The following is a 26,641-nucleotide window of genomic DNA, read 5'->3' on the forward strand; positions in this document are numbered from 1 at the left end:
ATTGCAGATGGATTGGCTGATTGGAGCCGCAGGCGCCATCATTGTTGCGGGAGCGGCCTACCGGAAACGATCGCTATCGGAATCCGGAGCCGCCGCCGCTATTCTGATGGGCACCATATATTATGGAGCAGGGAACGTGTTTTGGTTCGGGACCCTGCTTCTTTTTTTCATTACTTCTACGCTGCTCTCCCGATATGGAAAGAAACGCAAGGCTGATCTGGAGAAATCTTATGCCAAGACCGGCCGGAGGGATGCAGGACAAGTATTCGCCAACGGCGGTATCGGCATGGTGCTGTGTCTGTTAAACGCATGGGCTCCGTCCGAGTTGTGGGTGCTGCTGTTTATAGGGGTCATGGCTACGGTGACGGCAGATACCTGGGCGACGGAGTTAGGAAGCCTCAGCCGGCGGCCGCCGCGTTCTGTCCTTAACGGAAAGGTGCTGACTGCCGGAGAATCGGGAGGCGTATCCTGGGCGGGCTCCATAGCGGCAGCGGCAGGGAGTGTACTGATCGGAGCCGGGGGATGGCTGCTGGCTGAATGGAGCGGTATGAACGCGGAGTTACTCTCATATGTTCTGGCGGCCCTTGCCGGGGGATTGGTCGGTGCATTTGCTGACTCATATCTCGGGGCGGCTGTACAGGTGATGTATCGCTGCCCGGCGTGCGGTAAAACTGTCGAGGTGGCGCAGCACTGCGGACAGGAGACCGAACGTATGCGAGGGTATTCGTGGATGTCCAATGATGCCGTCAATCTGCTCAGCTCACTTCTTGGCGGGGCAGCAGCATATGGGACTGCAGTGCTGGTTGCGTTATAATGTAGTTCATTCATCGATTAACGATTAACGAAATCTATAGATGTAAGTAGGGATCAGACCAATGAATATCTTGACCGTAGAACAGGTAAACAAAAGTTATGGAGATAAAATACTGTTTCAAGATGCATCCTTCGGCATGGAGGATCAGGACAAGATTGGCATCATCGGCGTAAACGGTACAGGAAAATCTACGTTTCTGCGCGTTGTCGCAGGACTTGAGCCGCCTGACTCCGGTAAAATATCGATGGGCAATCGCATCCGGGTGCGCTATCTTGCTCAGAATCCCGAGTTTGATCCGGATAAAACCGTTCTGCAGCAGGTGTTTGAAGGGGATCTCCCCGAGATGAAGGCCGTCCGGGAATATACCGAAACAATGGAGCTGCTGGAGCTCCATCCGGGCCATGAAGAGCTGCAGCAGAAATTGCTGAAGCTCAATCAGACGCTGGATTCGCTGCAGGCATGGCAGCTGGAGAGTGATGCAAAGACTATTCTGTCGAAGCTTGGAATACGCCATTATGAGGCGAGAATGGGGACACTCTCGGGTGGACAGCGCAAGCGGGTGGCTTTAGCCGCTGCCTTGATCCAACCGTCGGATTTACTCATATTGGACGAGCCGACCAACCATATCGACAACGAATCTGTTGCCTGGCTGGAGCAGTACTTGCAGAAGCGCCGGGGCGCCCTGCTTATGATTACGCATGATCGGTATTTTCTGGACCGGGTGGCCAATGTCATGCTGGAGTTGGATCATGGACGGCTGTTCCGATATGAGGCGAATTACAGCCGTTTCCTGGAGCTGAAGGCAGAGCGCGAGGAGCGGGAAGCCGCATCCGAACAAAAGCGCCAGAATCTGCTGCGGAACGAGCTTGCCTGGATTCGCAGAGGAGCAAAGGCCCGTACGACCAAGCAGAAGGCGAGAATCGACCGTTTCGAGAAACTGAAGGATCAGGAGATCATACAGGGCTCCGGTGATCTGGACGTATCGGTTGCTTCCACCCGTCTCGGCCGCAAAATTCTAGAGATTGAAGGTCTCCGTAAGACGGTCGGCGACAACATATTGATTGAGGATCTATCTTACATCGCCGTGCCCGAGGATCGGATCGGTATCGTGGGTCCGAACGGGAGCGGTAAATCCACGCTGCTGAATCTCATTGCCGGAAGGTTTCAACCGGATGCCGGCGAAGTCGTGCTTGGGCCAACGGTTAAACTGGGTTATTTCACCCAAGAGCATCAGGAGATGGATGGCAGTCAGCGCGTGATCGAGTATATCAAGGATGAGGCAGAGGTTGTTCGTACGGCGGACGGCTCTGCCATTACCGCGGCCCAGATGCTGGAACGCTTCCTGTTCCCGCCTGCGCTGCAGTGGACGCCGATAGCGAAATTGTCCGGAGGCGAGAAGCGCCGGTTGTACCTGCTGCGAGTGCTGATGAGTGCGCCGAACGTGCTGCTGCTGGATGAACCGACAAATGATCTGGACATACCGACATTGTCCGTTCTGGAGCAGTATCTGGATGAGTTTCCGGGTGTTGTCATCGTGGTATCCCATGACCGGTTTTTCCTGGATCGAACCATGGATAAAGTCATGGCGTTTGAGGGCATGGGGCAGATTCGTGTCCATGTTGGCTCTTACAGCGAGTACGCAGAGTGGATGCAGCGTCATGGCAGCGAGGCTGCCGGAAGCAAGACGGATGCAGCCGGTGGCAGTGGCGCTAAATCAGCATCGGGAAGCAACACGGTGCCGGGCAGCAGTTCAGGTAAAGATACACCGCGCGAACGTCTGAAATTCAGTTATAAAGAGCAGCGGGAATTTGAGCAGATTGATGGTCTGATCGAAGCTGCCGAGAACAAGCTTGTATCCGTTCAATCGGAGATGGAAACCGCCGGCAGCGACGCAGCCAGGCTTCAGGAGCTGATGCGGGCTCAAGAGGAAACGGAGCGTGAGCTGGAGCATCTGATGGAGCGCTGGACCTATCTGAACGAGCTTGCCGAGAAGATTGAGCAGAGCAAGAAATCCTGATGCGTCAGGCAGGTTCAAAGAGAAAATAAGGGGCGTCCCCAGGCCTTGTGCCTTGGGGACGCCCCTTACCTATAGAACGGTTTATTTAACGTAGGCTGCCAGCAGTTTGACGGTGTTAAGAACCGCCTGTTTGTGCGTTCTTTCCATCGCGTGGGATGCATGGACGCCGGGACCGATCAACGCAGCTTTGATGTTGCTGCCTGCGGAGAGCGCCGCCGAAGCATCGGAGCCGTAATGAGGATAAATATCAACGGCATATGCAATGCCTTCGCTCTCGGCCAGTTCAATCAAACGACTGGTCATGTCGTAGTCATAAGGGCCGGACGAGTCCTTGGCACAGATGGACACGTCGGTTTCCTTGCAGCTTAAATCATCGCCGATACAGCCCATATCCACCGCAATCATTTCATTGATGTCGGCAGGAATGTAGGCTGCGCCGTGTCCAACCTCTTCGTAGTTGGAGATAAGGAGTTTTACATTATATTTGGGCTTCCAGTTATCGCGCTTCATGCTTTCGAGCAAGCCGAAGAGTGCAGCGACGCTGGCTTTGTCATCCAGATGACGTGATTTGATGTAACCGCTGGGAGTAATGACCGCACGGGCATCAAAGGAGACGAAGTCTCCAACGCCGATGCCGAGTTTTTTTACATCATCGGCTGATTCAACTAATTCGTCGATCCGAACCTCCATATTGGCTTCCTGGCGCTTTAAATCACGGGCGTCACTGTATACGTGAACCGAAGGGTGGGTGGAGAGGATGGTTCCGGTATATGTCTTGCCGCTGCGTGTATGGATGATGCAGTATTCATTCTCAATGCTGTTCATCATGTATCCGCCAACGGAGGTAAGCCGGAGCGTACCTTCCGATTTCACGGCACGAACCATCGCGCCAAGGGTGTCGACGTGAGCGCTCAGCCCGATCGTACGGCTGCTGTCTTGTCCAGCGATGGACAGGATGGCGCCGCCTTTTTCGTTCCATGTAAGAGGAACATCAAGGGAAGCGGCTTCCTGTTCAATCTGCTTCATAATGGTGTGGGTATAGCCGGTAGGACTCGGTGTATCGAGCAATGTCTTAAGCAGGTCCAATACGTATGTTTCATTCGGTTGTATAGCAGACATTAGATGTCAGGCCTCCTTGTTTCTTTCATTCATATTGATTCATCATCCGGGGACATCAGGGTTCAGCAGGAGTGTCCTTCGGATCTTTTTTCATTTCCTCGTCCGCAGCTTGCATTTCAGGAGTGTATCCCGTTACTTCACGGATATGTATAAGTTGTTCCGCTAACGAACGGATTTCCTTCTGCATTTGATATTGACGGTAAATGCCGAATGTACCGACAATCAGTACCCCGATCAGAGAGCATCCGATAATGAGCAGAATCAGCGGTACGTTGACAGTACCGAACAACAGGTTTACTGCAACGGGATTGACATTGATCACGGCAAATACGGCTGTAATAAGGGCAAACAATAAAGCTGCGATTAGTGACCATTGAATTTTCATAGGGAACACCTCCTTCCTCAAACAGTATAAAATCCCTTGCCTGTAAAGGGCAAGGGATTTTATTCCACTGGTCAATTGAGAATGATGCATCTCGCTCAAGCGTTGATTATTTTGTCAACTGCTCCATTTGGCTGATGATGTCTTCGAACACACTCATGGCCTCGCGGATAGGCTCCGGAGACGACATATCCACGCCAGCCTTCTTGAGGATGTTAATGGAGTAGTCGCTGCCGCCGCTCTTCAGGAATCCGAGATAGCGGTCCACCGCAGGCTGGCCTTCCTCCAGAATCTGCTTCGAGAAGCTGGTTGCAGCCGAGAAGCCGGTTGCGTATTTGTACACATAGAAGCTGTTGTAGAAATGAGGAATCCGTGCCCATTCCATTCCGATTTCTTTATCCACTTGCATCCCTTTGCCGTGATATTTCACGTTCAATTCATAGTAGATGTCGGAAAGATCCTGAGGTGTCAGGGATTCGCCGCTCTCAGCGCGCTCATGAACGATTTTCTCGAACTCGGCAAACATCGTTTGACGGAAGACCGTTGTACGGAACTGATCGGCATAGTAAGTCAGCAGGTACATTTTTTGTTTGGGATCCTTGGCGTTTTTCAGCAGGTAATCCATCAGCAGGGCTTCGTTGGTGGTTGATGCTACTTCAGCCAGGAAGATGGTGTACTGTGCATCCCGATATTTCAGGGCGTTGTCTGAATAGTAGGAGTGAAGGGCATGCCCCATCTCATGAGCCAGGGTAAACATGCTGTTCAGGTTGTCTTTATGATTCAATAATACGTAAGGATGGGTACCGTATGCACCCCAGCTGTATGCGCCGGTTCGTTTGTTCTCGTTCTCGTATACATCGATCCAGCCGTTGTCATAACCTGCTTGCAGGCTGCTCAGGTAATCCTCGCCAAGCGGCGCAAGGCCTTCCTTGGTCATTTGTTTTGCTTCTTCGTAAGTGATGTCCCATTTGTACTCTTCCACGAGGGGAGCGAACAAATCGTACATGTGAAGCTCATCCACGCCCATCAGCTTCTTACGGAGCTCCATGTAGCGGTGCAGGAGCGGCAGACTCTCATGAATGGTGTCGATCAGGTTTGTGTAAACTTCTTTCTGGATGTTATCGCCATACAGGGCCATTTCCAGTACAGAAGGGTATTTGCGGACTCGAGAATAGAAAATATTTTTGTTTACGTTGGCATTCAGCGTAGCAGCAAGGGTGTTTTTCTGCTTGCCATAGGTGTCGTAAACCGCTTTGAAAGCACGCTCGCGCACTTCGCGGTTCGGGCTTTCCAGGAATTGAATATAGTTGCCGTGTGTGAGTTCAACTTCCTTGCCTTCTTCGTTCTTGATTTTCGGGAATTTCATGTCCGCATTGTTGAGCATGCCAAAAATCGTTTGCGGTGCAGAGGAGAGGTTGCCGACTTGAGCCAGCAGCGCTTCTTCCGTCTTGGAGAGAACATGTGCTTTCTCCCGTTTCATCTCCGTCAGCGTGAACTTGAATTCCTTGAGGGCAGGGTCCTCGATCAATTTGTCCAGCTCCGCTTCAGACAGGGATAGTATCTCAGGCGTGATGAAGGAGAGTGCTTCTCCAGCTTCGACATTCAGTTTTTTGGCTTTGGCGGATAGCGATTGATATGTAGGGTTTGCTGTATCTTCATCATGATGCATGTGAGCATACACGTATAGACGCTCGGCATGATAAGAAATTTCGTCTTCGAGCTCGAAGCATTCTTTGATGGATGCCGCGTTGTTTAATTTGCCTTGATACTCGTCTGTGCGTTTAAGAAGATTCTTCAATTCCGCAAAGCTTGCATCCCATGCTTTCTGGTCGGCGAACATATCCTCGAGTTTCCATTGATGCTCTTTAGGGACATCCGCGCGTTTCAACAATTGTTCCATAGAGATCCTCCTTGAATGATGTGTATTATTTGGAGTCCGGGTTCCTTCAGATAAGGCTTGGGAGCGGGCAGTAGAAACAGCGATCAGGCTGATAGCAAGTGTAATGCACATCACCTTGGCGCCTCTCATGGCATAACCTCCTCGGATTAAGCTATCCGAGCGATAGTATGCCGCATACCCGCTACTTTCATCCTAATAAAATTTACGAGGAACCCAGATTAAAGAAACTGTATACAATAAGGTAAAAGGCAAACAGGATGAAGGCGACCGCAGTCACGGCCATCCCTCTTCTCAGTTTTGTTGGAATCCGATCCCGGTTCATGATCATAATGGCACCCAAACTGAAGGCAAGAATAATGAAGATGACAATATTCGTATAATCCATGTTACACCTGCTTAAAGGCAGCCATCATTTGTCGCCATTCATCTTCCCGGCCTTCAAAATCATCCTTGGGGAAGCGGTTTTGAGCCCAGTGCATCAAAGCTGGCCGGCTCATAAACGTATGTGTCTCCTCACCCCATTGGTCAGAAATTTCTCGGAGAACGATGTATCGGCCCTGTACTTCAACCGTCATCATGTTCCATTTGTCTTTTTTGTATATTTCATGTTTTTTGATCATATTCAGTCTCCGTTTGCTACTTAGGCTTTTGGGTAAATGATAACGCACTCGCGGTCTTAAAAGCAAATAATCTTTACATTAAAATAGCGGCCCAAAAAAGCATTGCAGGGTGATTTGACGGATTGCATTGTCATAAAACATGGGATATAATATGGATATTCGCCATAGATGGCGGTATTTTTAGGAGGTTGTTCATTTGAAAGGTACAGTTAAATGGTTCAATGCAGAAAAAGGTTACGGCTTCATTTCCGTTGAAGGTGGCGAGGATGTATTCGTACACTTCTCCGCAATTCAAGAAGAAGGCTTCAAGAGTTTGGAAGAAGGTCAAGCGGTTGAATTCGACATTACTGAAGGTAACCGTGGTCCTCAAGCAGCCAACGTAACAAAACTGTAAGCTAACTCCTGATACGGAGATCTTATAGAATTACCAAGGCATGAAGTGCAGTTCTCCCCCGAGAACTGTGCTTTTTTGTATTGTAATGGGACAAGCCCATACTTGTGAAAAAAAGGGGAAGCCCGGATTGCCAATCGCCATGGAGTCCGGACTTGCTCTTTTTGAGGTTAAGGCGCAAAGGAATCTGCGCTGCATTATGCGCTTATTCCACTGATATTCATATCCTCCGGTTTGGCAAAAAGGTGCCGGTAGAGAAACCCGACAAAGGCCACGAAGGCTAGAAAGGCGGCAAGCAGGTAAAAGGCCGGTCTTCCCGCAGCTTCAAACAGCAATCCGCCGAAGGCTCCGCTGAGAAGTCCCGAGGCGCTCGACCAGAAGATGATGAAGAGCGCCATGCCTGTCGCCCGGTACTGCCAGGGAATGATCCTTGTAATATAACGGACGGCGGTTACATAGAACACGCCAAAGGTAATGCTGTGAAGCGACTGAACTGCAAGTACGGACAGCGGGTCGGATGCCAGCGACATGAGCAGAAATCGGAGTGCAAACATCAAGCTTGCAAAGCCAAGGAGCGGCAGCTCCTTCATCTTGTCACCATATTTGCTGAGCAGAAAGAAAATGGGGATTTCACTTGCAGCCGAAATCATTAAGGACCAGCCGATGAGACCCTCGCCGGCACCCAATCCGGATAAGGTGAGGGTAAGAAATGCTTCATTCATGCGGTGTGCGATGGCAAGGCAGAACGAGCAGCCGAAGAACCACAATATCTCTTTGGAGCGCAGAATTTTGAGGAGGGCGGACAGCTCCACCGGCTCGGATTTGGTTGCAACTCCGTCGCGGAGAAGAAAGGAACAGAGCAGCGTAAACACACCGATCCCGATGCCGATAGCCAGTGTCGCTGAAGCGCCGGCAGCTCCGACAGCATAGCCAATCGCCAGCGCGAAGAAGGCATACCCGAGAGAGCCGAATACCCTGATGACCGTAAAGCTGCGGCCGTATCGCTGAGCCGTTTGGATGGCCATGGTATCCGCCAAGGGATAAACCGGATAGTAGAAAAAATAAAACAGGCTGATCGTGATCAGCACAACGCCAAAACTGGAAACCTGCCACAAGACGAGCATCGTCACAAGCTGTCCGATAATCAGAATGTTCATGATGCGCTTGATGGTCCGGTACTTGTCGCTTGTGTAGCTCCATATCATATTGGAGAACATGGATATAAGCGGACCGACCGCATACAAATAACCGATTTGCGCGCTGCTGAAGCCGATCTCTTTGTAATATAACGGAAAATAAGATATGACAAGGGCTGTTGTACCAAATATCGTAAACATAAAGGCGCGCAGCCAGTTCTGATCCGGTCTGGACGAAGCGGGAAGTTGCATGATGGGATCTCCGATCTCTAATGAACCCGGCTTGTATAGCGGCATTCACGAGGTAAGTGGTCTGTTATTTAGCTCCGATTAGTATATAACATACCACGAAATGGAGATAGTTGGATTGACAATAAACGACATACAGGCGTCAATGATATGTGTTATTTGTGCAAAATGAACGATCATATTATAATAGGTTTGATTTGGATAGGTATAAAAAGACAACCATGTGGAGGCAGAGTTCATTGAATAATCAAGAGCTAAGCCGTAAAGTTCCGCGCAGTCCGGTTGGGCTGATGAGCCGGGTGTACAAATTTATACTTCCGGAAGTGCGGATCGAGTTGGAGAAGTGGCGCCGGGAGGCTGAGCAAATTCCGGATGAGGAGCTACGAAAGCAGGCACTGGCCAGTTTAGATACCAAAAAATTTCACTGCCAGGGCGGTGCAGTTTATGCCGCAGCCAATCTGCCGGAGAGGCATATTCTCATTCCATTGATTGTAGCTTACCAAACAATTAGCGATTATCTCGATAATTTATGTGACCGCAGTACTTCGCTGGACCCAGCGGACTTCAGACAGCTCCATCAGTCGATGCTGGATGCCGTTACACCTGATACGGAACCTGTTGATTATTACGCTCTTCGGACCGAGAGGGAGGACGGAGGGTATCTTCTTCGTCTTGTGCAGAAATGCCGGAATTGCATCGGCGAATTATCAGGATATGAAGCGGCAAAGCCCTACATAAGGGATTTGGCTGGGCTGTACACCGATCTTCAGGTGTATAAGCACATCCATCCGGATAAGAGAGAAATGGCATTATTGGAGTGGTGGTCCCGGCATGCCCACCGTTCACCGCATCTGCGGTGGAATGAGTTCGCGGCTGCAACGGGATCGACCTTGGGCGTGTTCATGCTATTCTTGGCTGCAACTGATCCGTTTTTGGATGACGAGGATGCTTCGTCCATTCATGCGTCTTATTTTCCGAATGTATGCAGTCTCCACATTATGCTGGATTATCTTATTGATCAAGACGAAGACAGGCTGGGTGGCGATCTGAATTTTTGTAATTATTACGAAGATGCCGATACGATGCTGAACCGTATAGCTGCCATTGTGGAGTGGGCCCGGAAGGATGTCAGAACAATTCCCTCGACCCCTTTTCATCGTATGATCATTGAGGGGTTACTGGCGTTATATTTATCCGATCCAAAAGTCAGCGAGCAGCACTTGGTTCGCAACGTATCCAAACGTTTGATGAAGAAGAGTCCGATGACCCGGATCTTTTTCTACGTCAACAGCCGATGGATTCGCAAGCATAAGCATGAGTGACATTGAAGGAGGAATAAGAAACATGGCAGAGGTTAAAAAGATTGCAGTTCTTACAAGTGGTGGCGATTCCCAAGGGATGAACGCGGCGCTGCGAGCGGTTGTACGCAGCGGTCTGTATTATGGTCTGGAGGTATACGGGATTCAGCGCGGATACCAGGGGCTGCTGGAAAACGACATTACACAAATGGACCTGCGCAGTGTCGGAGACATTATTCAGCGTGGCGGTACCATCCTGCGCTCAGCGCGCTGTGAAGAGTTTAAGACACCCGAAGGGCAGCAGAAGGGTGCCGACATTCTGAATCAGCACGGCATTGACGGTCTGGTCGTTATCGGAGGAGACGGTTCTTACCATGGGGCGAACAAGCTCAGCAAGCTTGGGATCAAAACGATGGGTCTTCCCGGAACGATTGATAACGATATTTCCTTCACCGATTACACCATCGGCTTTGATACGGCTGTAAGCGTCGTTGTGGACGCTGTAAATAAATTGCGCGACACCATGTCCTCCCATGCCCGTTCGTCTGTTGTAGAGGTTATGGGGCGCCACTGCGGCGACATTGCTCTTCATGCCGGCCTTGCTTCGGGTGCAGAGACGATTCTGGTGCCGGAAGTGGAGTACAACCTGGATGAAGTGGCTACCCGTTTGCGTGAGAATTTTGCAAAAGGCAAACGCCACAGTATTATCATCGTAGCTGAGGGCGTTGGACGCGGCGAGGATATCGTATGCGACCTTAAAGAGTGCCACGCATCAATCGATGCGCGTGTAACGGTGCTCGGTCATATCCAGCGCGGGGGAGCTCCAACACCTTTTGACCGCAACCTCGCAAGCCGCCTTGGCGATTTTGCGGTTCGCAGTCTGATTAATGGGGAGTCCGATAAAGGATGCGGCATCATCAAGGGTGAACTGGTTCTCACGGATATTGACAAGGTCGTTAACACAAAGAAGGAATTTGACCGCGACTTGTACGATTTGGCACTGCGTTTGTCTCAATAAGCAGGGTCCGGCGTATAACGGAGCAACCCATAAAAAAAACCGTCTCCAATGGCAGAATGATTTCTGCATGGAGACGGTTTTTTTATGATGGTGCGGATACGGTCGAAGAAGAGGCTGCCTGGCGTGCAAACTTTCCCTGCACCTTGACCAGGCGGAGGAGCATCAGGACTGCACCGACGGCAAGCCCCGTTATTAAACCGATCCAATAACCGAAGGCCTGCCAATCGGTGTAATTGGCGAGCACATATCCGACAGGCAAGCCGATTACCCAAAATGACAGGAAAGCGAGCATGAAGGCCACGTTGACGTCTTTGTAACCCCGCAGCGCGCCTTGGGTCGGTGTGGCGATGGCATCCGAGATCTGGAAGAAAATCGCGAACAGCAGAAAGTGCTGGATCAACGCTACAACGGCAGGTTCATTAGAGTACAGTCCGGCAACCTGGTGACCGGCTACAAACAGAATGACAGCCGTAATCAGCGAGAGGACAACGGCTGTACTTATCCCGAGCTTCGCGTACTTCCAGGCGTCCTTCATTCGTCTCGAGCCGGCTTCATAACCAACAAGAATGGTCAGGCTCATACATATGCTTAACGGCAGCATATACAGTGTCGTAGCAAAATTCAGGGCTGCTTGATGGGCGGCAATGGTCGCCGTATCAAAGTTGCTCATAAGCAGTGTTACCGCTGCAAACACGGCGGTCTCGAGAAAGATGGAGAAGCCGATGGGGACGCCAATCTTCAGCAAACCTTTCCAGGCGCTCAAGGAAACTCCCCGCAGCTGCCTGAAGACAGCAAACGAAGAGAACGGGTGTTGTCTGTGAATCGTAATGATCGCGATCACCAAGACCGTCCAATACGTAATAGCAGAAGCAAGACCAGCACCTACACCTCCCATTCTTGGGAAGCCCCACAAGCCATAAATGAGCAGGGCATTCAAGCCCACATTCACGGGAAGGGAGATCAGCGTGATCACCATGGAAATCCTGGTTTGCCCCAGCGCATCGATAAAGCTGCGGAGCACCGTATAAGCGAACAGCGGGATGATGCCTAACGATATGGCGGCGAGGAACTGCGAGGCGATACGCCGCACCTCAGGCTCCAGGCTCATCGCACCGAGTATGCCGGGTACTGCGGCATACCCGATAGCGAGTACGACAATGGCGAGTAAAATGGACAGCCAGAGTGCCTGATTGACCTGGTAAGCGACCTTGTTTTCCTGGCGTCCGCCAACGAGCTGCGAAACGATGGGGGTAATCCCCATTAAGATACCGCTAAGGCCGGTCTGAACTGGAATCCAGATGCTTGTAGCTATCGCTACGCCTGCCAAATCGACTGAACTGAACTTTCCTGACATATTGGTGTCAAAAAAAGTAATGGCAGATAAAGAAAGTTGTGTAACCAGGATGGGAATCAGAATGATCGCGAATTGCTTCAGTTTTTCCCAGGTTGTTGTTGTCGGCTGCATGTGTGATTTTGCCCTTCTTTTTTCAAGGTGATTTTATGATATTGCTCTCATAATTCTAGGTGGATCCTATGATGTGTACAATAACCTGTTCATTGAGCGGTGAGAAAGAACTCAACCAGCGGTTGAACGGGAAGTATCAACAAGAGTTCTCAGGGATCTTGTAAGGTCCCAACCACCATCATAGCACCTGCTGTCAAGAGGAATGCGGCCTTCAAAGATACGATAATGAACAAAGGGCCAGCCGTTGGATGGCTGACCCTTTGTTCTGATGATCGATGAATTTATTTATGTGTAACACCTTCGGTGTACCGGTTGGAAGCATTCCAGAGCAAATATTCATCGACATTCGTATCCTTGAGGGCACGAATCTGCTCCTCAATTTCTTTTTTACCGTACTTGGCATAATTTCCGCTTCCGAGCCAGCTGGCGGTAAAGTCCTGAATCCAAGGTCTGATGATCGGTTTCTTCTCTCCCAACTCGTCAAGCTTTTTGTGGGTATCCTCCATGGAGCCTTTAATGGTCTGGTAAGGAGCTTTATCCGGAACGGGGGAGCCGAACCAGCCTGCCGTGTAATGGCTCGGGTACACCATCGGACTGATGATATCCACGTTTTTGGAAATCTTGACAAAGTCCTGGCCAATGCCTTCTGCGGCCGGGACCGAAGCTGCATATCCGAAAATATCTACGGATACGCGGATGCCAAGCGGTGCCAGTTGTTCACGGGTATACTGCACGAAGTCGGATACCACGTCTACGCGGGATTGATCCGTCTTGGTATATTTGAGGGAATCGGCGCGTTTCTCGAAGCCCTCTGGAAAACGAACATAATCAAACTGGATTTCCTTGAATCCGAGTTTTGCTGCTTCTTTGGCAATTTCGATGTTGTAATCCCAGACCTCTTTGCTGTACGGGTTGACGAAGCTGTCGCCGCCGCCATTGGTCCATACGCTGCCATCTCCTTTACGGAAGGAGAGCTCCGGGTTTTTCTTGGCGAGAATGGTATCCTTGAACACAACGACCCGGGCAATAGGATAAATATCGTGTTTCTCCAGACGCTTCATCAATTGGTTGATGTCTTTGATAAAAGGCTGGGATTTACCGAGCTCCTTCAGTTTCGGATTATCGGTCTTGTACGTTATGTATCCCTCATCATCCTTGATGTCGATGACCATGGCATTGAGTTCGGTCTTGTCCATCAGATCGACAAGCTGATTCATTCTGGAGCCGCCTGCGCTATAAGCTGTTACATAAATGCCTTTGACTTTAGGCGCATCAACCTGCGGGTCGATCTCGGTGGTGTTTGGCTTGAGGCCGCTCTGGCCTTGAGTTTGATTGTTTTGATGCATGCCTTGAATCATGGCGGTATTTAATGATGCCTGAAGTTTGGCGGTAAGCGTGCTGTCCTGTGGACTGGAACCGCCGAAGCCCGCTGACGCCAAGATGAATAAAGCCAAGATGATATTCATAATTACTCTCTCCCTTGTGTACATTCACATCATGATTATAAAGGAACGTATGCCTTCAAAAAGAACAGGTTTGTTACAATCGACAATAAACTTAGAAGCGGCGGTAAGCATACCTTGTCTACATTAAACGGTTGAAGGGCGTTTTAAACGATAAAAGGGACTTTTGCTGTAGAAGACCGTGAACAACATGTGAACATGGGGGAGTAACCGTTATAGTAACGACGCGAGAGTTGCGGATAAAAAATGCCGTTATTCACCGGTCGATATATCCCCGGAGAAGAACGGCATTCGTCGTGCAATTTTCACGTATTGCTTAAAATTAATGCAGCGGAGTTTGGTTCTGATGCTCGCAAATGCTGAACTGAATGATTTCAAGAGCGTCCTCCTGCTCCAGAATACTCAGCCCGTCCCGCAAAACGATCATGGAGTTCAGTTCGTTCTGTCTAAAGAACGGTATCATTTCCGGGAACCACTTCATGACGATTTGTGACAATTTTACCGTTTCCATTTCCATAAAAATCACCCTTTCCTTCCAAGTTGGTTAGGTAGGACGTCTTCAGTAAAACGGAAAAACAATTAAAATTGGGCCAGGAGAGATGCCCGGGAAACAGATCTCATGAATTATTGTAGGAACCGCGCACAAATATTATACCACAAATTTGCCGTACCCTCACACGCGGCAAATATTTAGTTTTTGCGGAATTGTCCCATTACGGCTGTGGTTTCCACGATATTAACAAAAGCATGCGGGTCCGTTTCTGTAATAATTTGCTTCAGCTCGGCGAGCTCATATCGTGTGGTGACGGTCATAAGCATATCCTTCTCTTTATGACTGAAGGCTCCCTGGGTTTTGATCTTGGTAATACCGCGGGGGCGTTTGAGCAGCTTCTCAAGCAGGGCTTCCGTCTGGTTTGTCACAATGAACACGGTAACCTTGATATGGCTGACATGGAGCATATCCACCATTTTTCCGGCAACATAGATGGATGCCATGGAGGCGAGTGCCAGATTCCAGTCGTTTTCGAGATAAGCAACTGCCATGATGACGATAGCGTTCAAAGTGACAAGCACGCTGCCAACAGGAAAGTCCCGATATTTGGTCACAAGGGAGCCGATGATATCAAAGCCACCTGTCGATCCGCCAACCCGAAAGGAAAGGCCGGTACCGAAGCCGACAAGCACTCCACCGAATACGGAGGACAGCAGCATTTCGGTGGCAACCACCTTAACCGGGATGATCTCGAGGAACAGGGTTGTGACAACAACTGACAGTATACTGAGCCCGACGAATCGTTTTCCCAGCTTGAACCAACCCGTAAGGAGAATGGGAATATTGAGCACAAAATACATGATACTGATATTAAGCGGCGTAAAATAGCCGATAATTAAGGCGAGACCGGAAACACCCCCGCTTAGTAAATGATGGGGAATCAGGAACAGGTTGAATCCGCTCGCAATAATAATGCCGCCGAATACAATCGAGAAATAGGTCCATAGACGCTTCAACATAGGAATCACCTCCCGGTTATTATGACTTCTTTAAGCTTGCTGGTATTCCAGAATTGTTTTGTGATATAATGTATTGGATATTCTTGAGTAGTCCGTTACATTGATAACTTTGCAAGCTTATCAGGATGATTATACATTAACCAGTCCATACACTGGTGATAAGAGAAATATACCGGTTCACCTCGTGCAGAAAATCCTGCTGGCCGGGAAAGCCTATAAACGTTACCACTACTTAAGAATACAGATAAGAAAGTGGATGTCCACAGATAGAAGGAGTATGAACCTATTGAAAAATTTCGCAGATTTTGGCTTGGAGCCGCGCGTGCTGCAAGCAATTACTGAGCTTGGCTTTGAGGAAGCCACACCGATTCAATCCCAATCGATTCCGATTGCTCTTACCGGAAGAGATATGATTGGACAAGCACAAACTGGTACAGGTAAGACAGCAGCATTCGGCCTACCTCTTATCCACAAAATCGCTAAGGAAGAAGAGCGTATCGTCTCTCTCATCATGACGCCTACCCGTGAGCTTGCCATTCAGGTTGCAGAAGAAATTGGCAAGTTGTCCCGCTTCAAAGGAATTCGTTCCTTGGCTATTTACGGCGGACAAGATATCGGGCGCCAGATCCGTGCTTTGAAAAAGAAGCCTCAAATTATTATCGGTACACCGGGTCGATTACTTGACCACATCAACAGAAAAACAATCCGACTTGACGATGTACAAACCGTTGTACTGGATGAAGCGGATGAAATGCTGGACATGGGCTTCATGGAAGACATTCAGTCGATCCTTAAGCTTGTTCCTGAAGAACGTCAAACCTTGCTGTTCTCCGCAACTATGCCGGCTAACATTCAGAAGCTCGCTTCCCAGTTCCTGAAAGATCCTGAGCATGTATCCGTTATTCCTAAGCACGTAAGTGCACCTCTGATTGATCAAGCATATATCGAAGTTCCTGAGCGTCAAAAATTCGAAGCGTTGAGCCGACTTCTGGATATGGAGTCTCCTGAGCTTGCGATTGTATTCGGACGTACCAAGCGCCGCGTAGACGAGCTGGCAGAAGCTCTGCAAAAACGCGGATATTCCGCAGACGGCCTTCATGGCGACCTGTCCCAGCATCAACGTGATACCGTTATGCGTAAATTCCGCGATGGAAGCATCGATGTCCTGGTGGCAACAGATGTGGCAGCACGTGGTCTCGACGTATCGGGCGTTACCCACGTTGTGAACTTTGACTTGCCTCAAGATCCGGAGAGCTATGTACACCGTATCGGTCGTACAGGCCGTGCGGGTAAAGAAGGTACGGCATGGTCTTTCGTAACTCCTCGTGAGATGGATCACCTCTATTTCATCGAGCGCGTTACACGTCATCGTATCCCTCGTAAGCCTTTGCCAACGATTGCTGAAGCGATTGAAGGCAAACAGCGCATCATCGCGGAGCGTGTGCTTGAGATCATCGAGCAAGGCGAATTGACGGAATACAAAGGTCTGGCTATTCAATTGCTGGAGCAGTATGACTCCGTACAATTGCTGGCAGCAGCGATGAAAATCCTGACTGGCGACAAGAAGGAAGCATCAGATATTCATCTGACACCAGAAGATCCGATTCGTGCGAAGCGCCGGAAGCCGGATATCCGCAGTGGCCGCAAACCAAGCGGTGGCTATGGTGGCCGCAACAACAGCGGTGGCGGCGGATATCGCCGTGAAGGTGGCAGCGGCAGTAGCGGCAGCGGCAGCAGCGGTAACCGTGGCGGCTACTCCAAAGGCGGATATAACCGTGATGGCGGCAGCAGCTATGGCGGCAATCGCGACGGTGGTGGTTACAACCGTGACCGCAACAACAGCGGTGACCGTAAGCCGCGCTCTTACAGCGGTGGCGGCGAGCGTCGTCCTAACCGGAGCGGAGACGAATAATGGGTTCTGACGGTTAATTCTTTTGACCGAAATAACTGAATTCAAGACGAAGCAGCTCCCCGTCTAAGATGGAGCTGTGCTTCGTCTTTTTTTCATGGTTAAAGAAGGTACACCACCAAGGGTGTACCTTCTTTTTAACCGCGCAGTTTTACGCATAACAGCGGATCTGATTCATTACATCATTCGGGAGACATTAGATATAGAATGTGCTCAGAATAATTACAAGCAGAATGAACAGAACCAGGACAATACCAACATTATTTCCGTAGCCATAACCGCCTACACCTTCACAAGACATACATAATCCCTCCTCTTAATTTTAAAAATTGAATCTTGTTAAATGGATTACGTGATATCCTATGGAGAAACAGCGGCATTGGATTGGATATACACCTAACGCTCTTCAAATTAGGCTCTGGCAATGCATGTGCAAAATAAGGTATATTAATAGATACATGCATGATTTGAGTGAGGAGGAAACGGATTTGGAAATGAAAGGAGCCATGGGTGGCTTATATAAGCTCACCGAGTGGATTACCCGTATTGCTTTTTCTAACATCTTGTGGGTTATTTGTACATCGCCTTTCCTGTTTATCGTACTAACCAAATTCCTGATGGCCGTTCAGACACCGGATGCGCATAATGAGCAGCTGTTGTCGAACTGGATGCTGGGAATCTTGTCACCGTTTGTGTTGTTCCCGGCTACAGCAGCTTTATTCAACGTTGTACGCAAATGGGTTATGGGTAATTCGGATGTATCCGTATTCAAAACATTCTTCAGGGGTTATAAGGAAAACTACAAACAGAGCATGATCGGCGGCATATTTTATACGCTGCTGTTCGTGATTATGTATGTGGATTACACGGTTTATATGACGCAGCTCGATGGCTTCCAGCTTGTCGGCATTGTCATGCTGGTGCTGCTTATTGTGTTGTTTGTCTCCTTGTTCAATTTCTTTTCCATGACGGTTCATTATGAGATGAAGACCCTGCAATTGCTGAAAAACGCAGTGCTGTTGACCTTGATTCGTCCGTTTCGTGTATTTTCGACGTTGATCGGAAGCGCTGTCTTGGTGTATATCGGTACACAGATGCCGGTGCTCTTCGTGTTCTTCCTGTTCTGCCTGATGGCATTGTTTGCATTCTTCAACTTCTATGCGACCTTTACGAAGATGCAGGAACAGCAGGAGAAGATGAAGAAGGCCGAGGAGGAGTCGGAAACGGAACAGGCGCTTCTGGAAAGCATGGATTCCGTCAAAAAGGAAGAGAACGGGTCGAAGCCTTAAATAACGAGAGGTTTACTTTTCCGGCAAAACCTCCTATAATAAGACTACATCCTGCGATGTTCGTTTCGGTTTTCCGTTGTTTTGAACCAATGACGATGTCTAGGGAGATCAATACGTAATCGTGGCTGGAATGCCCTGTCTATATGACAAGGGGAATTCATAAGCGATTCTGCGGTCACCCACCTGCTAATGCAGGTTCGAAGACAATGTTTACCGGACGGCATAGGCGGGTTTCGTTAAACCAATGAATAGGCATCTCTTCTATTTCGAATTCGAAGTGAAAGAGGTGCCTTTTTGCTGTATATAAAGGTTTGCTGAAAGCATAAACAATGTTAAACTAGAGTATGGAAAGGAACGGTCATTTATAAAGGAGGAACGGTCTTTGTCATTAAAACGAGTTTTAATTGGTATCGTGCGCAGCTATGACGGCACAAGCGACCGTGCTAAAGATCCCAAGCTGAAGACGCGTTATTACAATCTTTCAAAAGAAAAGTGTTTTGAAGAGGTTTCCTCGACACTGAAAAAAATTCCGGGCTACAAAGTTCTGCATGAGGTTAAGTCCGTTGGAGAAATCACACTCGAGAAAAGAACCTCATTCGGACGTACACTGGACATTACCGTATCCGTGCTCGGCATCAGTCCGGTTCGCAGTGCAGTTGATATGTATTCGGCGTCTCGCGGTTCCCTTGGGGATCTGGGGGCGAATTACCGGGTCATCTTGAACCTGTACGCCGTACTTGACAAAAAACTGAGCAAGTATAAAGTGGATGCTTAGTAGAATAAGAAAAAAGCGGGAGAGCTGCTCTCCCGCTTTTTAAAAGTGTACAGTGTATGTAGCCTTTGGCGGTGTTATCTAAGAGATTTAACCGCTTCTACGGCAGCCTCGTAATTCGGGTGCTCTGTCATTTCGCCAAGGTATTCTACATAGGCGATTTTATCGTTGGCATCCACTACGAAGATCGAACGCATGTCGAGTTGGAATTCCTTGATGAGCACGCCATATGCTTCGCCAAAAGAGCGAGATTTATAATCGGACAGCGTGACGACACGGTCAACACCTGCTGCTCCGCACCAACGGGCTTGGGCAAACGGAAGGTCGGCACTGACGGTAAGAACAACAACGTCATCGCCCAGTCCAGCGGCTTCTTCATTGAAACGGCGTGTCTGCGCGTCGCATACCCCGGTGTCGAGGGAAGGGACTACACTGATCAGCTTGATTTTACCTGCAAAATCTTTAAGAGATGCGTCTTCCAGCAGGTTTTTGCTCACTGTAAAATCTGGAGCGTTGTCACCAGCCTTGAGCTCTGGTCCGATGAGTGTAATAGGATTGCCTTTAAAAGTGGCAGCTCCTGAACGTTCTTGAGCCATGAAAAATCTCCTCCTTGGATATCAAAGTTTGGTGATCAGGTTCATGGTACATTATAATCTTTTTAAAAAGGGAATGTCCACTAAGGGCGCCCTTGGCCTGGTTAGGATGAGGAGGATGCTATGATTTTCGTACGTTATGAAAACTGGAAGAGTTATTTGCGTTATTATCCTGTGACATCGCTGCTGCTTGTGATCAACCTTGTAATGTTTGTGATTACAGCGTTTGACGGAGGATCCAGAAATCCGGTTACGCTGCTGAAATACGGCGCTTTGTCGGATTTGCCGGAATTCGTAGATCAGGCATGGAGATATGTCACGGCGATGTTCTTGCATAACGGCTTTGATCATCTATTGTTCAACAGCTTTGCACTGCTGGTATTTGTTCCTCCGCTGGAGAGAATCATGGGGAGCTGGAAGTTTGCTATTCTGTATCTGCTCAGCGGTGTTCTCGGTAATGTAATCGGATTGGCTTATTATGAGCGCATGGAACACTACACATTCCTTGTAGGCGCATCAGGAGCCATCTACGGAGCTTATGGCGCTTATCTGTACATCGCCCTGTTCCAGCGGCATGTCATTGATGAGTCGTCCCGCAAGACGCTGTATACCCTGCTTATTCTGGGGATTCTGTTCTCGTTCACCCCTGGGGTCAGTCTTGTAGCCCATGTCGGCGGATTGGTAGGCGGATTTTTCCTCTACGGCCTCATGATTCGATTATTTAAACGTCGGACATAATCGGACCTTAGAGGGTCTGTTATAATAGAATTGGATGATTTGGATAAAGTCTTCAAGTCTTCTAGGGAATAAGAATGGAGCGATAAAAGGCGTGGAATTACGACAGTTGCAATACTTTGTAAAGGTTGCGCAAAAGGAACACGTTACCCAAGCGGCAGAAGAGCTTCATGTGGCTCAGTCAGCCGTCAGCCGTCAAATTCATCAGCTGGAAGAAGAGCTTGGTGTTAATTTGTTCATGCAAAAAGGCCGGAATCTGCAGTTAACTCCGGTAGGTCAGCTTTTTTGCAAACGGGTGGAGAGCATCATGAAGGATTTGGACCGCGCGGTCGTCGAGATACATGAATTTCTGGATCCGGAGCAGGGAGAGATTCGCATCGGTTTCCCTCACAGCCTGGGCATTCATCTGATTCCGTCCATTGTGGCTGAGTTCCGCAAGAAATATCCGAACGTGAAGTTCCGCTTCAAACAGGGGATGTTCCCGACATTGATCCGGGACGTGGTCGGGGCCGAGGTGGATTTGGCCTTTGTATCCCCTTTTCCGGATCGACATGATCAAGTGGATGGGGATATCGTGCTGACAGAGGAGCTGTTTGCGATCCTGCCGCCGAATCATCCGCTTGCCGGAGAGCAGTCCATTAAGCTGGAACAATTGAAAGAGGAGCGCTTTGTGCTGTTCAGCAAAGGATATTCCCTGCGTCCGATTGTGTGGCACGCATGCCTGGAAGCTGGATTTACGCCGAAGATTGCCTTTGAAGGCGAGGAGACGGATACGATTCGCGGACTGGTTGCTGCCGGCATGGGGGTCAGTCTGCTTCCTGAAATGGCGCTCTTCCAGACGAACCCGCTCCAACCGGCTCGCGTTCGGATTTCCGAGCCGAAGGTAACGCGTTCGATCGGTCTGATTCACCGTGCCGATGAGAAGCTCCCGCCGGTTGCTCAGGCTTTCCGCGCGTTCTTGCTTCAATACTTTGGTATTGACCCGTCACCAAAAAAGGAAGGGAAAGCGGACACCGCTTCAGCTCCCTAGGTTGGCTTCATTAAATTACGAGAAAAACATCATCAAATATAAAAAGAGGGCTTTCCTCTCCACCGATCAATGGTGAGAGGAAAGCCCTCTTTGTTAGTTCTTATACCGATGTTATGTTAATCGCGGTTGCTTGTAAAGATCATAATATAACGAATCAGCTCCAGCAAGGAGATCAATGCAGCAGCGACATAAGTCAATGCAGCAGCGTTCAATACCTTAGCAACTCCACGTTCTTCGTCATTGGCAATGTAACCTTCCTGTACCATGAGCTGGCGAGCACGGTTGCTCGCGTTAAACTCGACCGGCAGGGTGACAAGCTGGAAGGCAACGGCACAAGAGAAGAAGATGATGCCGAGACCGACAAGGTTCATGGCCTGGAACAGGAAACCGGCAATCAAGAGAAACGGCGCGATACCGGATGCAATGTTAACGACCGGGAACATCTTGTGACGGGCAACGAGCATCGGATAATGCTCGGCATGCTGGATGGCATGGCCGACCTCATGACAAGCAACAGAGACAGCTGAGATGGAACGCTCGTAATATACAGGCTCTGACAGACGGACAACACGCTTGGTCGGATCGTAGTGGTCAGACAGCGCGCCTGGCACCGGTTCAATGGGAACATCGTGAAGACCGTTGGCATCCAGCATACGCCGGGCTGCATCGTAGCCGGTCATGCCTGTGCTGTTCTCAACCTTGGCCCACTTATTAAATGTGCCTTTAACACGGAATTGAGCCCATAGTGAGAAAATAAACGCGATTATAATGAGAATAAACATCCAGTCAGAATACATTTATCATACCCCCATACTAAGTTGTAATTTGGCGCGGCATTGTTACATCGAAGTGAACTGATTCAGCAAAATTTGAAGTGACTCGATACAAGCAGCTCCTTTGGGAAGAATATTAGCAAGTACCTCCTTGGCTTGACTGGGCTTTAGTTCGCTCAGGAGTGGATTGAGTTCCTTAACATCCCGTTCCAGCTGTTTCATCTGTATTTCGAGCTTGGTCAGCTTTTCCGTCATTTCGGAATCATCGGCAACTGATTTCCACCGATCCAGTCTTTCCTTAATCTCATCGAGAGTATATTTCTCTTGCTTTAACTGATTAATACGTTCGAGAGTGCTTAAGGTTTCAGAACTGTACAACCGGTAGTTTTTTAACGTCCGTTTTTCAGGGGAGATCAAACCCAGCTTAGTATAGTAGTCAATGGTTCTTTCGCTGATTCCGGCAGCCTTGGCCAGTTCGCCTATCCGGAAAAGGTTTCCGCTCATGATCCCCATAATCATCACCTCACAAGCCTTCATTGAATTGGACATTAATGAATGCATTTATATTTTCATTTTAATAGAAATATGATACATGATCAGGAACCATACAGTCAAACGTCATAGTTGTGACGAAAAAACCTTGCAGTTAAGCCTTTTTTTAACTACATATGATGTAAGGTCATTTGCACTGTATGCGCTTAATGTTATATTACATTACATAAAAGACGTATTTTGGACTTTTTTTTGAAAAAAACCGTTGCGAATTTTCAAGCGTCCCCCTATAATGACAATATGAATTCAAGGATATGTTATATTAGTTAACACAAAGGGGAGTGTAAAACATGAAAAAAAGATGGCTAGGTTTAATGGCGGGAGTAATCGCACTACTCGCATTCCCGGCGAGCGCGTTCGCCGCTGATGGGGGAGCCACAAACGTTGAATTAACGGCTGGTTTGAATTCCGTGTTCGTATTCTTGGCAGCTTTGCTCGTATTCTTCATGCAAGCAGGATTTGCTCTGCTGGAGGCCGGATCGGTTCGTATGAAAAATGCGGGGCACGTTGCAGGTAAAACATTCCTGACTTTCGGTATTTCGATCGTAGCATTCTGGGCGCTAGGATTTGGTCTTGCATTCGGTAACGGGAACAGTTTTTTCGGATTTGAAGGTTTCTTCTTAAGTGGTGACAATGCATCGGGTTCATTCGATTCATTATCGGCTTATGATGTGCCTACCACGATAATGTTCTTGTTCCACTTATCCTTTGCGGCCGTATCCCTGGCTATCGCTTGCGGCGGTATGGCTGAACGTGCAAAACTGAGCGTTTATATCGTGTTCGGCTTACTGTTCACCATCGTGATTTACCCGATTGTTGCTCACTGGGTATGGGGCGGTGGATGGCTTGGGGCTCTGGGCATGCAGGACTTTGCCGGATCGACCGTTGTTCACTTGACTGGTGCTACGGCAGCTTTGGTGGCTACCATTCTTCTGAAACCTCGTCTGGGCAAATATAATAAAGACGGGAAGCCTAACAGCATCCCGGGCCACAACCAGGTCCTATCTGTTCTCGGCGTATTCATCATCTGGATCGGCTGGTTCGGATTTAACCCAGGCAGCACCATCTCCGCACTTACGGACGGATTCTTCGGTTTCGTGGCATTGAATACAAACATCGCCGCTGCGGCAGGTGCACTTGCAGCGCTGCTGATCTCGTGGGCGGTTCTTGGCAAAGCAGACATTCCTAGCATGCTGAACGGTATCCTTGCTGCATTTGTTGCGATTACAGGCGCTTGCGCATTCGTAGAGCCGTGGGCGGCCGTTGTTATCGGTGCGGTTGCGGGTACGATTACTTTCTTTACCGCTCAGTGGTTTGATCGCAAAGGCATTGATGATCCGGTATATGCATTTTCCGTACATGGTATTGCGGGTATGTGGGGCGCAGTGTCCACCGGCTTGTTCGCAGCACCAAGACTTGTTGAAATTACGGGTGTAGGTAAGGCAGGGCTGTTCTACGGCGGCGGCTTCGGACAGCTTGGGGTTCAGCTTCTGGGTCTGATCGGTACGTTTGCATTCGTTCTTGTGATTTCATTCATTATTCTGTACATCATGAAAGTTACGATGGGTATCCGTGTAACGGAAGAAGAAGAATTGATGGGTCTAGATATTAGTGAGCATGGTACTTATGGATATCCGGAGCAAATGAAACTCCTGGTGGAATCGGAAGGCAAATCTCCCGAGTTTCGTTCCGGAAGCAAAACAACTCCTGGAAGCGATGCGTCATTATAAGTCCTAACCATGAATTGCTTATGAAGCATGTAATAAGGAGGCCGCGGCATGAAACCTCTGAAATCCGTAAATCTGTTTCCGGTATTCTCGGAAATTCAGAAAGCAGTATCAGCCCAGCAATTACGAGATGAACGGATCGCTTGTCAGAATCATCTCCTTGAGAAGCGTAGTGACATGGAGCTTAGAGAATGGATCGCTTCTGTGAATCGGATGCACGATATGATTGGGCAGCGTGCCGCGGCTATCTGTGAGCAGGACATGTGGGAGGCTGGCTACGGCCGGCCTCCTGCACGTTATGCGTTTGTTGCTTTTGGCAGCAGCGGAAGGCAGGAAGCTACGTTGTGGAGCGATCAGGATAACGGTCTGATCCTTGGCGATGAGCTGGGCGAGGAAGACCTTCCATTTTTTCGGGAATTTGGACTTCGTCTATCGGATCTGTTGGAGTATACAGGCTACCCTAAATGTTCGGGAAAGGTGATGTGTTCCGAACCGTTGTGGAGTAAACGCCTAGAGGATTGGAAGAATCAGATTAGTGATTGGTGCAGCGACCAGCAGTGGGAGCCGATTCGCAATTTCATCATCGCTGCGGACCTGCGTCACATCTCGGGTGCTGGCGAGCTTACGGAAGCCTGGACGGAGCATTTCCGCAGTTCCGTTGAACAGCATCCGGACATCGGCAATGCCGTGCTTCGGAACACTGTCAAGCACAAAGCAACGCTTAATGTGATGGGAAGGATTGTCACGGAACGGTTTGGTGAGCATGCCGGAGATTTTGATGTGAAGTATGGCGTGTATATCCCTCTTGTAAACAGCATTCGAACGATGGCATTACAGCGAGGCATCATCGAAACCTCCACGCTGAAGCGAATGGAGAGGGTCATGCTGCTGGAAGGAGGCAACCTGCTTCTGGAGAGTGTCCAGCGTGCCTTCCTGACGGCGCTTCGTTTAAGAAACGACACACCGTATCGGATCGAGAATGGACTGATCACAAGCAGCGGTTATATCCCGCAGGAGCAGCTTAAGAGCAAAACCATGCAGTATGAGCTTCGCGATACACTTGGTGTTGTCAGGCGGATACACCGGTCATTGCAGCGCGAGCACCGTTTTGCGGAAAGGAGGAACACATGACGGAACCGGTACAATCAAACGGCGGCTTCTGGAGATCGCTGCGCTCAGGTAACATTAATTCCGCAATCGCCTCCATGCGCGGGGCACAGACAGCGCAGCAGCTCGCCTTCATCCGGTCCCAGATGAAGGATAACCGGAGACCGGAGGTCCTTGGAACTCCACTGGACGAGCTTGAGGTTGTTGTATTCGATCTGGAGACAACAGGGTTCAATCACCAGCATGGCGACGAGATTTTATCATTCGGTGCAGTCCGGGTCATCGGGGAACAGGTTATCGAGCAGGAGTCCTTTCATATGATCGTGAACAGTGGTTCCCCTGTCCCTCCATTTATAACCGAGCTGACAGGCATCACGCAGCATATGGTTGATGCAGCCCCGCCTTTAATGGAGGGACTGCATGATTTCATGGCTTTTGTAGGGGGCAGGGTTCTGGTCGCCCATGCAGCTGCGCATGATCGGGGATTTCTGAATGCAGCTCTGTGGAAAACTTCAAAGGTTCGCTTGACCCACAGGCTGCTCGATACGATGATGCTGGCGCAGAGGCTATATCCGGAACAGACGGATTACAGCCTGGATGAACTGCTGCGAAACTGCAGCATTCCGGTGGAGGGCAGACATCACGCACTCTCGGACGCGCGCATGACCGCCAGGCTGTGGGCGGACTATATAAAAGAGATTCAGGCGCGCGGGGATGCAACTACACTGGGAGATATGTACGTTTATTTAAGCGAGGCATAACAGCGGGGA

General features: G+C 49.3%; 27 protein-coding genes and 1 other RNA gene. 14 read left to right on the forward strand and 14 right to left on the reverse strand.

Translation table 11 applies throughout. From position 1 onward, the window contains the following. Nucleotides 1–7 precede the first annotated feature (7 nt). Together B9D94_RS07915 and B9D94_RS07920 are read left to right on the forward strand one after the other, a co-directional pair. Complete coding sequence (locus B9D94_RS07915; RefSeq protein WP_006211719.1) at nucleotides 8–814, forward strand: DUF92 domain-containing protein; 807 nt, start codon at nucleotides 8–10, stop codon at nucleotides 812–814. Nucleotides 815–875: 61 nt separating this feature from the next. Then, complete coding sequence (locus B9D94_RS07920) at nucleotides 876–2,831, forward strand: ABC-F family ATP-binding cassette domain-containing protein (RefSeq protein WP_148246771.1); 1,956 nt, start codon at nucleotides 876–878, stop codon at nucleotides 2,829–2,831. A gap of 81 nt (nucleotides 2,832–2,912) precedes the next feature. Here the strand turns inward: B9D94_RS07920 and B9D94_RS07925 are convergent, their stop codons facing one another. The 5 genes from B9D94_RS07925 to B9D94_RS07945 form a co-directional block, all read right to left on the reverse strand. Next, nucleotides 2,913–3,950 carry a M42 family metallopeptidase gene (locus tag B9D94_RS07925; protein WP_148246772.1) on the reverse strand — a complete coding sequence of 346 codons (1,038 nt, stop codon included), beginning with the start codon at nucleotides 3,948–3,950 and terminating at the stop codon, nucleotides 2,913–2,915. Nucleotides 3,951–4,005: 55 nt separating this feature from the next. Beyond that, complete coding sequence (locus B9D94_RS07930) at nucleotides 4,006–4,335, reverse strand: LapA family protein (protein WP_148246773.1); 330 nt, start codon at nucleotides 4,333–4,335, stop codon at nucleotides 4,006–4,008. Between the two features lie 106 nt (nucleotides 4,336–4,441). Beyond that, nucleotides 4,442–6,232, reverse strand: coding sequence for an oligoendopeptidase F (gene pepF / locus B9D94_RS07935; protein ID WP_036641567.1), 1,791 nt, complete (start codon nucleotides 6,230–6,232; stop codon nucleotides 4,442–4,444). Between the two features lie 202 nt (nucleotides 6,233–6,434). Beyond that, nucleotides 6,435–6,617: a hypothetical protein gene (locus tag B9D94_RS07940; RefSeq protein ID WP_006211713.1), complete on the reverse strand. Its 183-nt coding sequence runs from the start codon at nucleotides 6,615–6,617 to the stop codon at nucleotides 6,435–6,437. A 1-nt stretch (nucleotide 6,618) separates the two neighbouring features. After that, nucleotides 6,619–6,852, reverse strand: coding sequence for a hypothetical protein (locus B9D94_RS07945; protein WP_006211712.1), 234 nt, complete (start codon nucleotides 6,850–6,852; stop codon nucleotides 6,619–6,621). A gap of 196 nt (nucleotides 6,853–7,048) precedes the next feature. Here B9D94_RS07945 and B9D94_RS07950 point away from each other — a divergent pair, with 196 nt between their 5' ends. Beyond that, nucleotides 7,049–7,246, forward strand: coding sequence for a cold shock domain-containing protein (locus B9D94_RS07950; RefSeq protein WP_006211711.1), 198 nt, complete (start codon nucleotides 7,049–7,051; stop codon nucleotides 7,244–7,246). Between the two features lie 194 nt (nucleotides 7,247–7,440). Here B9D94_RS07950 and B9D94_RS07955 read toward each other — a convergent pair whose 3' ends face one another. Further along, nucleotides 7,441–8,631, reverse strand: coding sequence for an MFS transporter (locus B9D94_RS07955; protein ID WP_036641570.1), 1,191 nt, complete (start codon nucleotides 8,629–8,631; stop codon nucleotides 7,441–7,443). A gap of 236 nt (nucleotides 8,632–8,867) precedes the next feature. Between B9D94_RS07955 and B9D94_RS07960 the strand changes: the two genes are divergently transcribed. Beyond that, nucleotides 8,868–9,950, forward strand: coding sequence for a tetraprenyl-beta-curcumene synthase family protein (locus tag B9D94_RS07960; RefSeq protein WP_148246774.1), 1,083 nt, complete (start codon nucleotides 8,868–8,870; stop codon nucleotides 9,948–9,950). Nucleotides 9,951–9,972: 22 nt separating this feature from the next. Further along, nucleotides 9,973–10,944 (forward strand): 6-phosphofructokinase, encoded by a 972-nt coding sequence (gene pfkA, locus B9D94_RS07965; RefSeq protein WP_148246775.1) that lies wholly within the window; start codon nucleotides 9,973–9,975, stop codon nucleotides 10,942–10,944. Nucleotides 10,945–11,026: 82 nt separating this feature from the next. Here the strand turns inward: pfkA and B9D94_RS07970 are convergent, their stop codons facing one another. The 4 genes from B9D94_RS07970 to B9D94_RS07985 all read right to left on the reverse strand — a co-directional run bounded on the left by B9D94_RS07970 (nucleotide 11,027) and on the right by B9D94_RS07985 (nucleotide 15,384). Beyond that, nucleotides 11,027–12,409 carry an MATE family efflux transporter gene (locus tag B9D94_RS07970; protein ID WP_148246776.1) on the reverse strand — a complete coding sequence of 461 codons (1,383 nt, stop codon included), beginning with the start codon at nucleotides 12,407–12,409 and terminating at the stop codon, nucleotides 11,027–11,029. 281 nt (nucleotides 12,410–12,690) lie between these two features. Continuing rightward, complete coding sequence (locus B9D94_RS07975; RefSeq protein ID WP_006211705.1) at nucleotides 12,691–13,875, reverse strand: putative glycoside hydrolase; 1,185 nt, start codon at nucleotides 13,873–13,875, stop codon at nucleotides 12,691–12,693. A gap of 319 nt (nucleotides 13,876–14,194) precedes the next feature. After that, nucleotides 14,195–14,389 carry a hypothetical protein gene (locus B9D94_RS07980; protein ID WP_006211704.1) on the reverse strand — a complete coding sequence of 65 codons (195 nt, stop codon included), beginning with the start codon at nucleotides 14,387–14,389 and terminating at the stop codon, nucleotides 14,195–14,197. Nucleotides 14,390–14,562: 173 nt separating this feature from the next. Then, nucleotides 14,563–15,384, reverse strand: a complete 822-nt coding sequence (locus B9D94_RS07985) for a YitT family protein (RefSeq protein ID WP_063480221.1) — start codon at nucleotides 15,382–15,384, stop codon at nucleotides 14,563–14,565. A gap of 286 nt (nucleotides 15,385–15,670) precedes the next feature. On the opposite strand from B9D94_RS07985, the gene B9D94_RS07990 reads away from it, so the two are divergent. Continuing rightward, on the forward strand, nucleotides 15,671–17,296 hold the full coding sequence (locus B9D94_RS07990; RefSeq protein WP_081742797.1) for a degradosome RNA helicase CshA: 1,626 nt from the start codon (nucleotides 15,671–15,673) through the stop codon (nucleotides 17,294–17,296). Between the two features lie 193 nt (nucleotides 17,297–17,489). Here B9D94_RS07990 and B9D94_RS31245 read toward each other — a convergent pair whose 3' ends face one another. Then, nucleotides 17,490–17,594 (reverse strand): hypothetical protein, encoded by a 105-nt coding sequence (locus tag B9D94_RS31245; RefSeq protein WP_006211701.1) that lies wholly within the window; start codon nucleotides 17,592–17,594, stop codon nucleotides 17,490–17,492. A 187-nt stretch (nucleotides 17,595–17,781) separates the two neighbouring features. Between B9D94_RS31245 and B9D94_RS07995 the strand changes: the two genes are divergently transcribed. The 3 genes from B9D94_RS07995 to B9D94_RS08005 all read left to right on the forward strand — a co-directional run bounded on the left by B9D94_RS07995 (nucleotide 17,782) and on the right by B9D94_RS08005 (nucleotide 19,357). Further along, nucleotides 17,782–18,582 (forward strand): YesL family protein, encoded by an 801-nt coding sequence (locus B9D94_RS07995; RefSeq protein ID WP_036641578.1) that lies wholly within the window; start codon nucleotides 17,782–17,784, stop codon nucleotides 18,580–18,582. A gap of 45 nt (nucleotides 18,583–18,627) precedes the next feature. Further along, nucleotides 18,628–18,819, forward strand: a non-coding RNA gene (gene ssrS, locus B9D94_RS08000) — 6S RNA. A gap of 145 nt (nucleotides 18,820–18,964) precedes the next feature. Continuing rightward, the gene (locus tag B9D94_RS08005) at nucleotides 18,965–19,357 is read left to right on the forward strand and encodes a DUF1499 domain-containing protein (protein ID WP_006211699.1); all 393 of its coding nucleotides are present in this window, start codon (nucleotides 18,965–18,967) and stop codon (nucleotides 19,355–19,357) included. Between the two features lie 74 nt (nucleotides 19,358–19,431). Here the strand turns inward: B9D94_RS08005 and tpx are convergent, their stop codons facing one another. Next, nucleotides 19,432–19,950, reverse strand: coding sequence for a thiol peroxidase (gene tpx, locus B9D94_RS08010; RefSeq protein WP_006211698.1), 519 nt, complete (start codon nucleotides 19,948–19,950; stop codon nucleotides 19,432–19,434). A gap of 120 nt (nucleotides 19,951–20,070) precedes the next feature. On the opposite strand from tpx, the gene B9D94_RS08015 reads away from it, so the two are divergent. Continuing rightward, nucleotides 20,071–20,685, forward strand: coding sequence for a rhomboid family intramembrane serine protease (locus B9D94_RS08015; RefSeq protein WP_006211696.1), 615 nt, complete (start codon nucleotides 20,071–20,073; stop codon nucleotides 20,683–20,685). 91 nt (nucleotides 20,686–20,776) lie between these two features. After that, nucleotides 20,777–21,712, forward strand: coding sequence for a glutamate biosynthesis transcriptional regulator GltC (locus B9D94_RS08020; protein WP_006211695.1), 936 nt, complete (start codon nucleotides 20,777–20,779; stop codon nucleotides 21,710–21,712). A gap of 116 nt (nucleotides 21,713–21,828) precedes the next feature. Here the strand turns inward: B9D94_RS08020 and B9D94_RS08025 are convergent, their stop codons facing one another. Both B9D94_RS08025 and B9D94_RS08030 read right to left on the reverse strand, forming a co-directional pair. Beyond that, nucleotides 21,829–22,509: a zinc metallopeptidase gene (locus tag B9D94_RS08025; RefSeq protein ID WP_006211694.1), complete on the reverse strand. Its 681-nt coding sequence runs from the start codon at nucleotides 22,507–22,509 to the stop codon at nucleotides 21,829–21,831. A 42-nt stretch (nucleotides 22,510–22,551) separates the two neighbouring features. After that, nucleotides 22,552–22,998 (reverse strand): MerR family transcriptional regulator, encoded by a 447-nt coding sequence (locus B9D94_RS08030; RefSeq protein WP_172963922.1) that lies wholly within the window; start codon nucleotides 22,996–22,998, stop codon nucleotides 22,552–22,554. A gap of 329 nt (nucleotides 22,999–23,327) precedes the next feature. On the opposite strand from B9D94_RS08030, the gene B9D94_RS08035 reads away from it, so the two are divergent. From B9D94_RS08035 to B9D94_RS08045, 3 genes are read left to right on the forward strand one after another with little or no spacing between them, the layout of a single operon-like run. Further along, the gene (locus B9D94_RS08035) at nucleotides 23,328–24,767 is read left to right on the forward strand and encodes an ammonium transporter (RefSeq protein ID WP_063480219.1); all 1,440 of its coding nucleotides are present in this window, start codon (nucleotides 23,328–23,330) and stop codon (nucleotides 24,765–24,767) included. 48 nt (nucleotides 24,768–24,815) lie between these two features. Further along, nucleotides 24,816–25,895 (forward strand): DUF294 nucleotidyltransferase-like domain-containing protein, encoded by a 1,080-nt coding sequence (locus B9D94_RS08040; RefSeq protein WP_148246777.1) that lies wholly within the window; start codon nucleotides 24,816–24,818, stop codon nucleotides 25,893–25,895. Continuing rightward, complete coding sequence (locus B9D94_RS08045; protein ID WP_006211690.1) at nucleotides 25,892–26,632, forward strand: 3'-5' exonuclease; 741 nt, start codon at nucleotides 25,892–25,894, stop codon at nucleotides 26,630–26,632. Before B9D94_RS08040 ends, B9D94_RS08045 begins: the two co-directional genes overlap by 4 nt. Nucleotides 26,633–26,641: the final 9 nt, after the last annotated feature.

The sequence above is a fragment of the Paenibacillus sp. Cedars genome, from assembly GCF_003184205.1.
GTDB lineage: Bacteria > Bacillota > Bacilli > Paenibacillales > Paenibacillaceae > Paenibacillus_AQ > Paenibacillus_AQ glucanolyticus.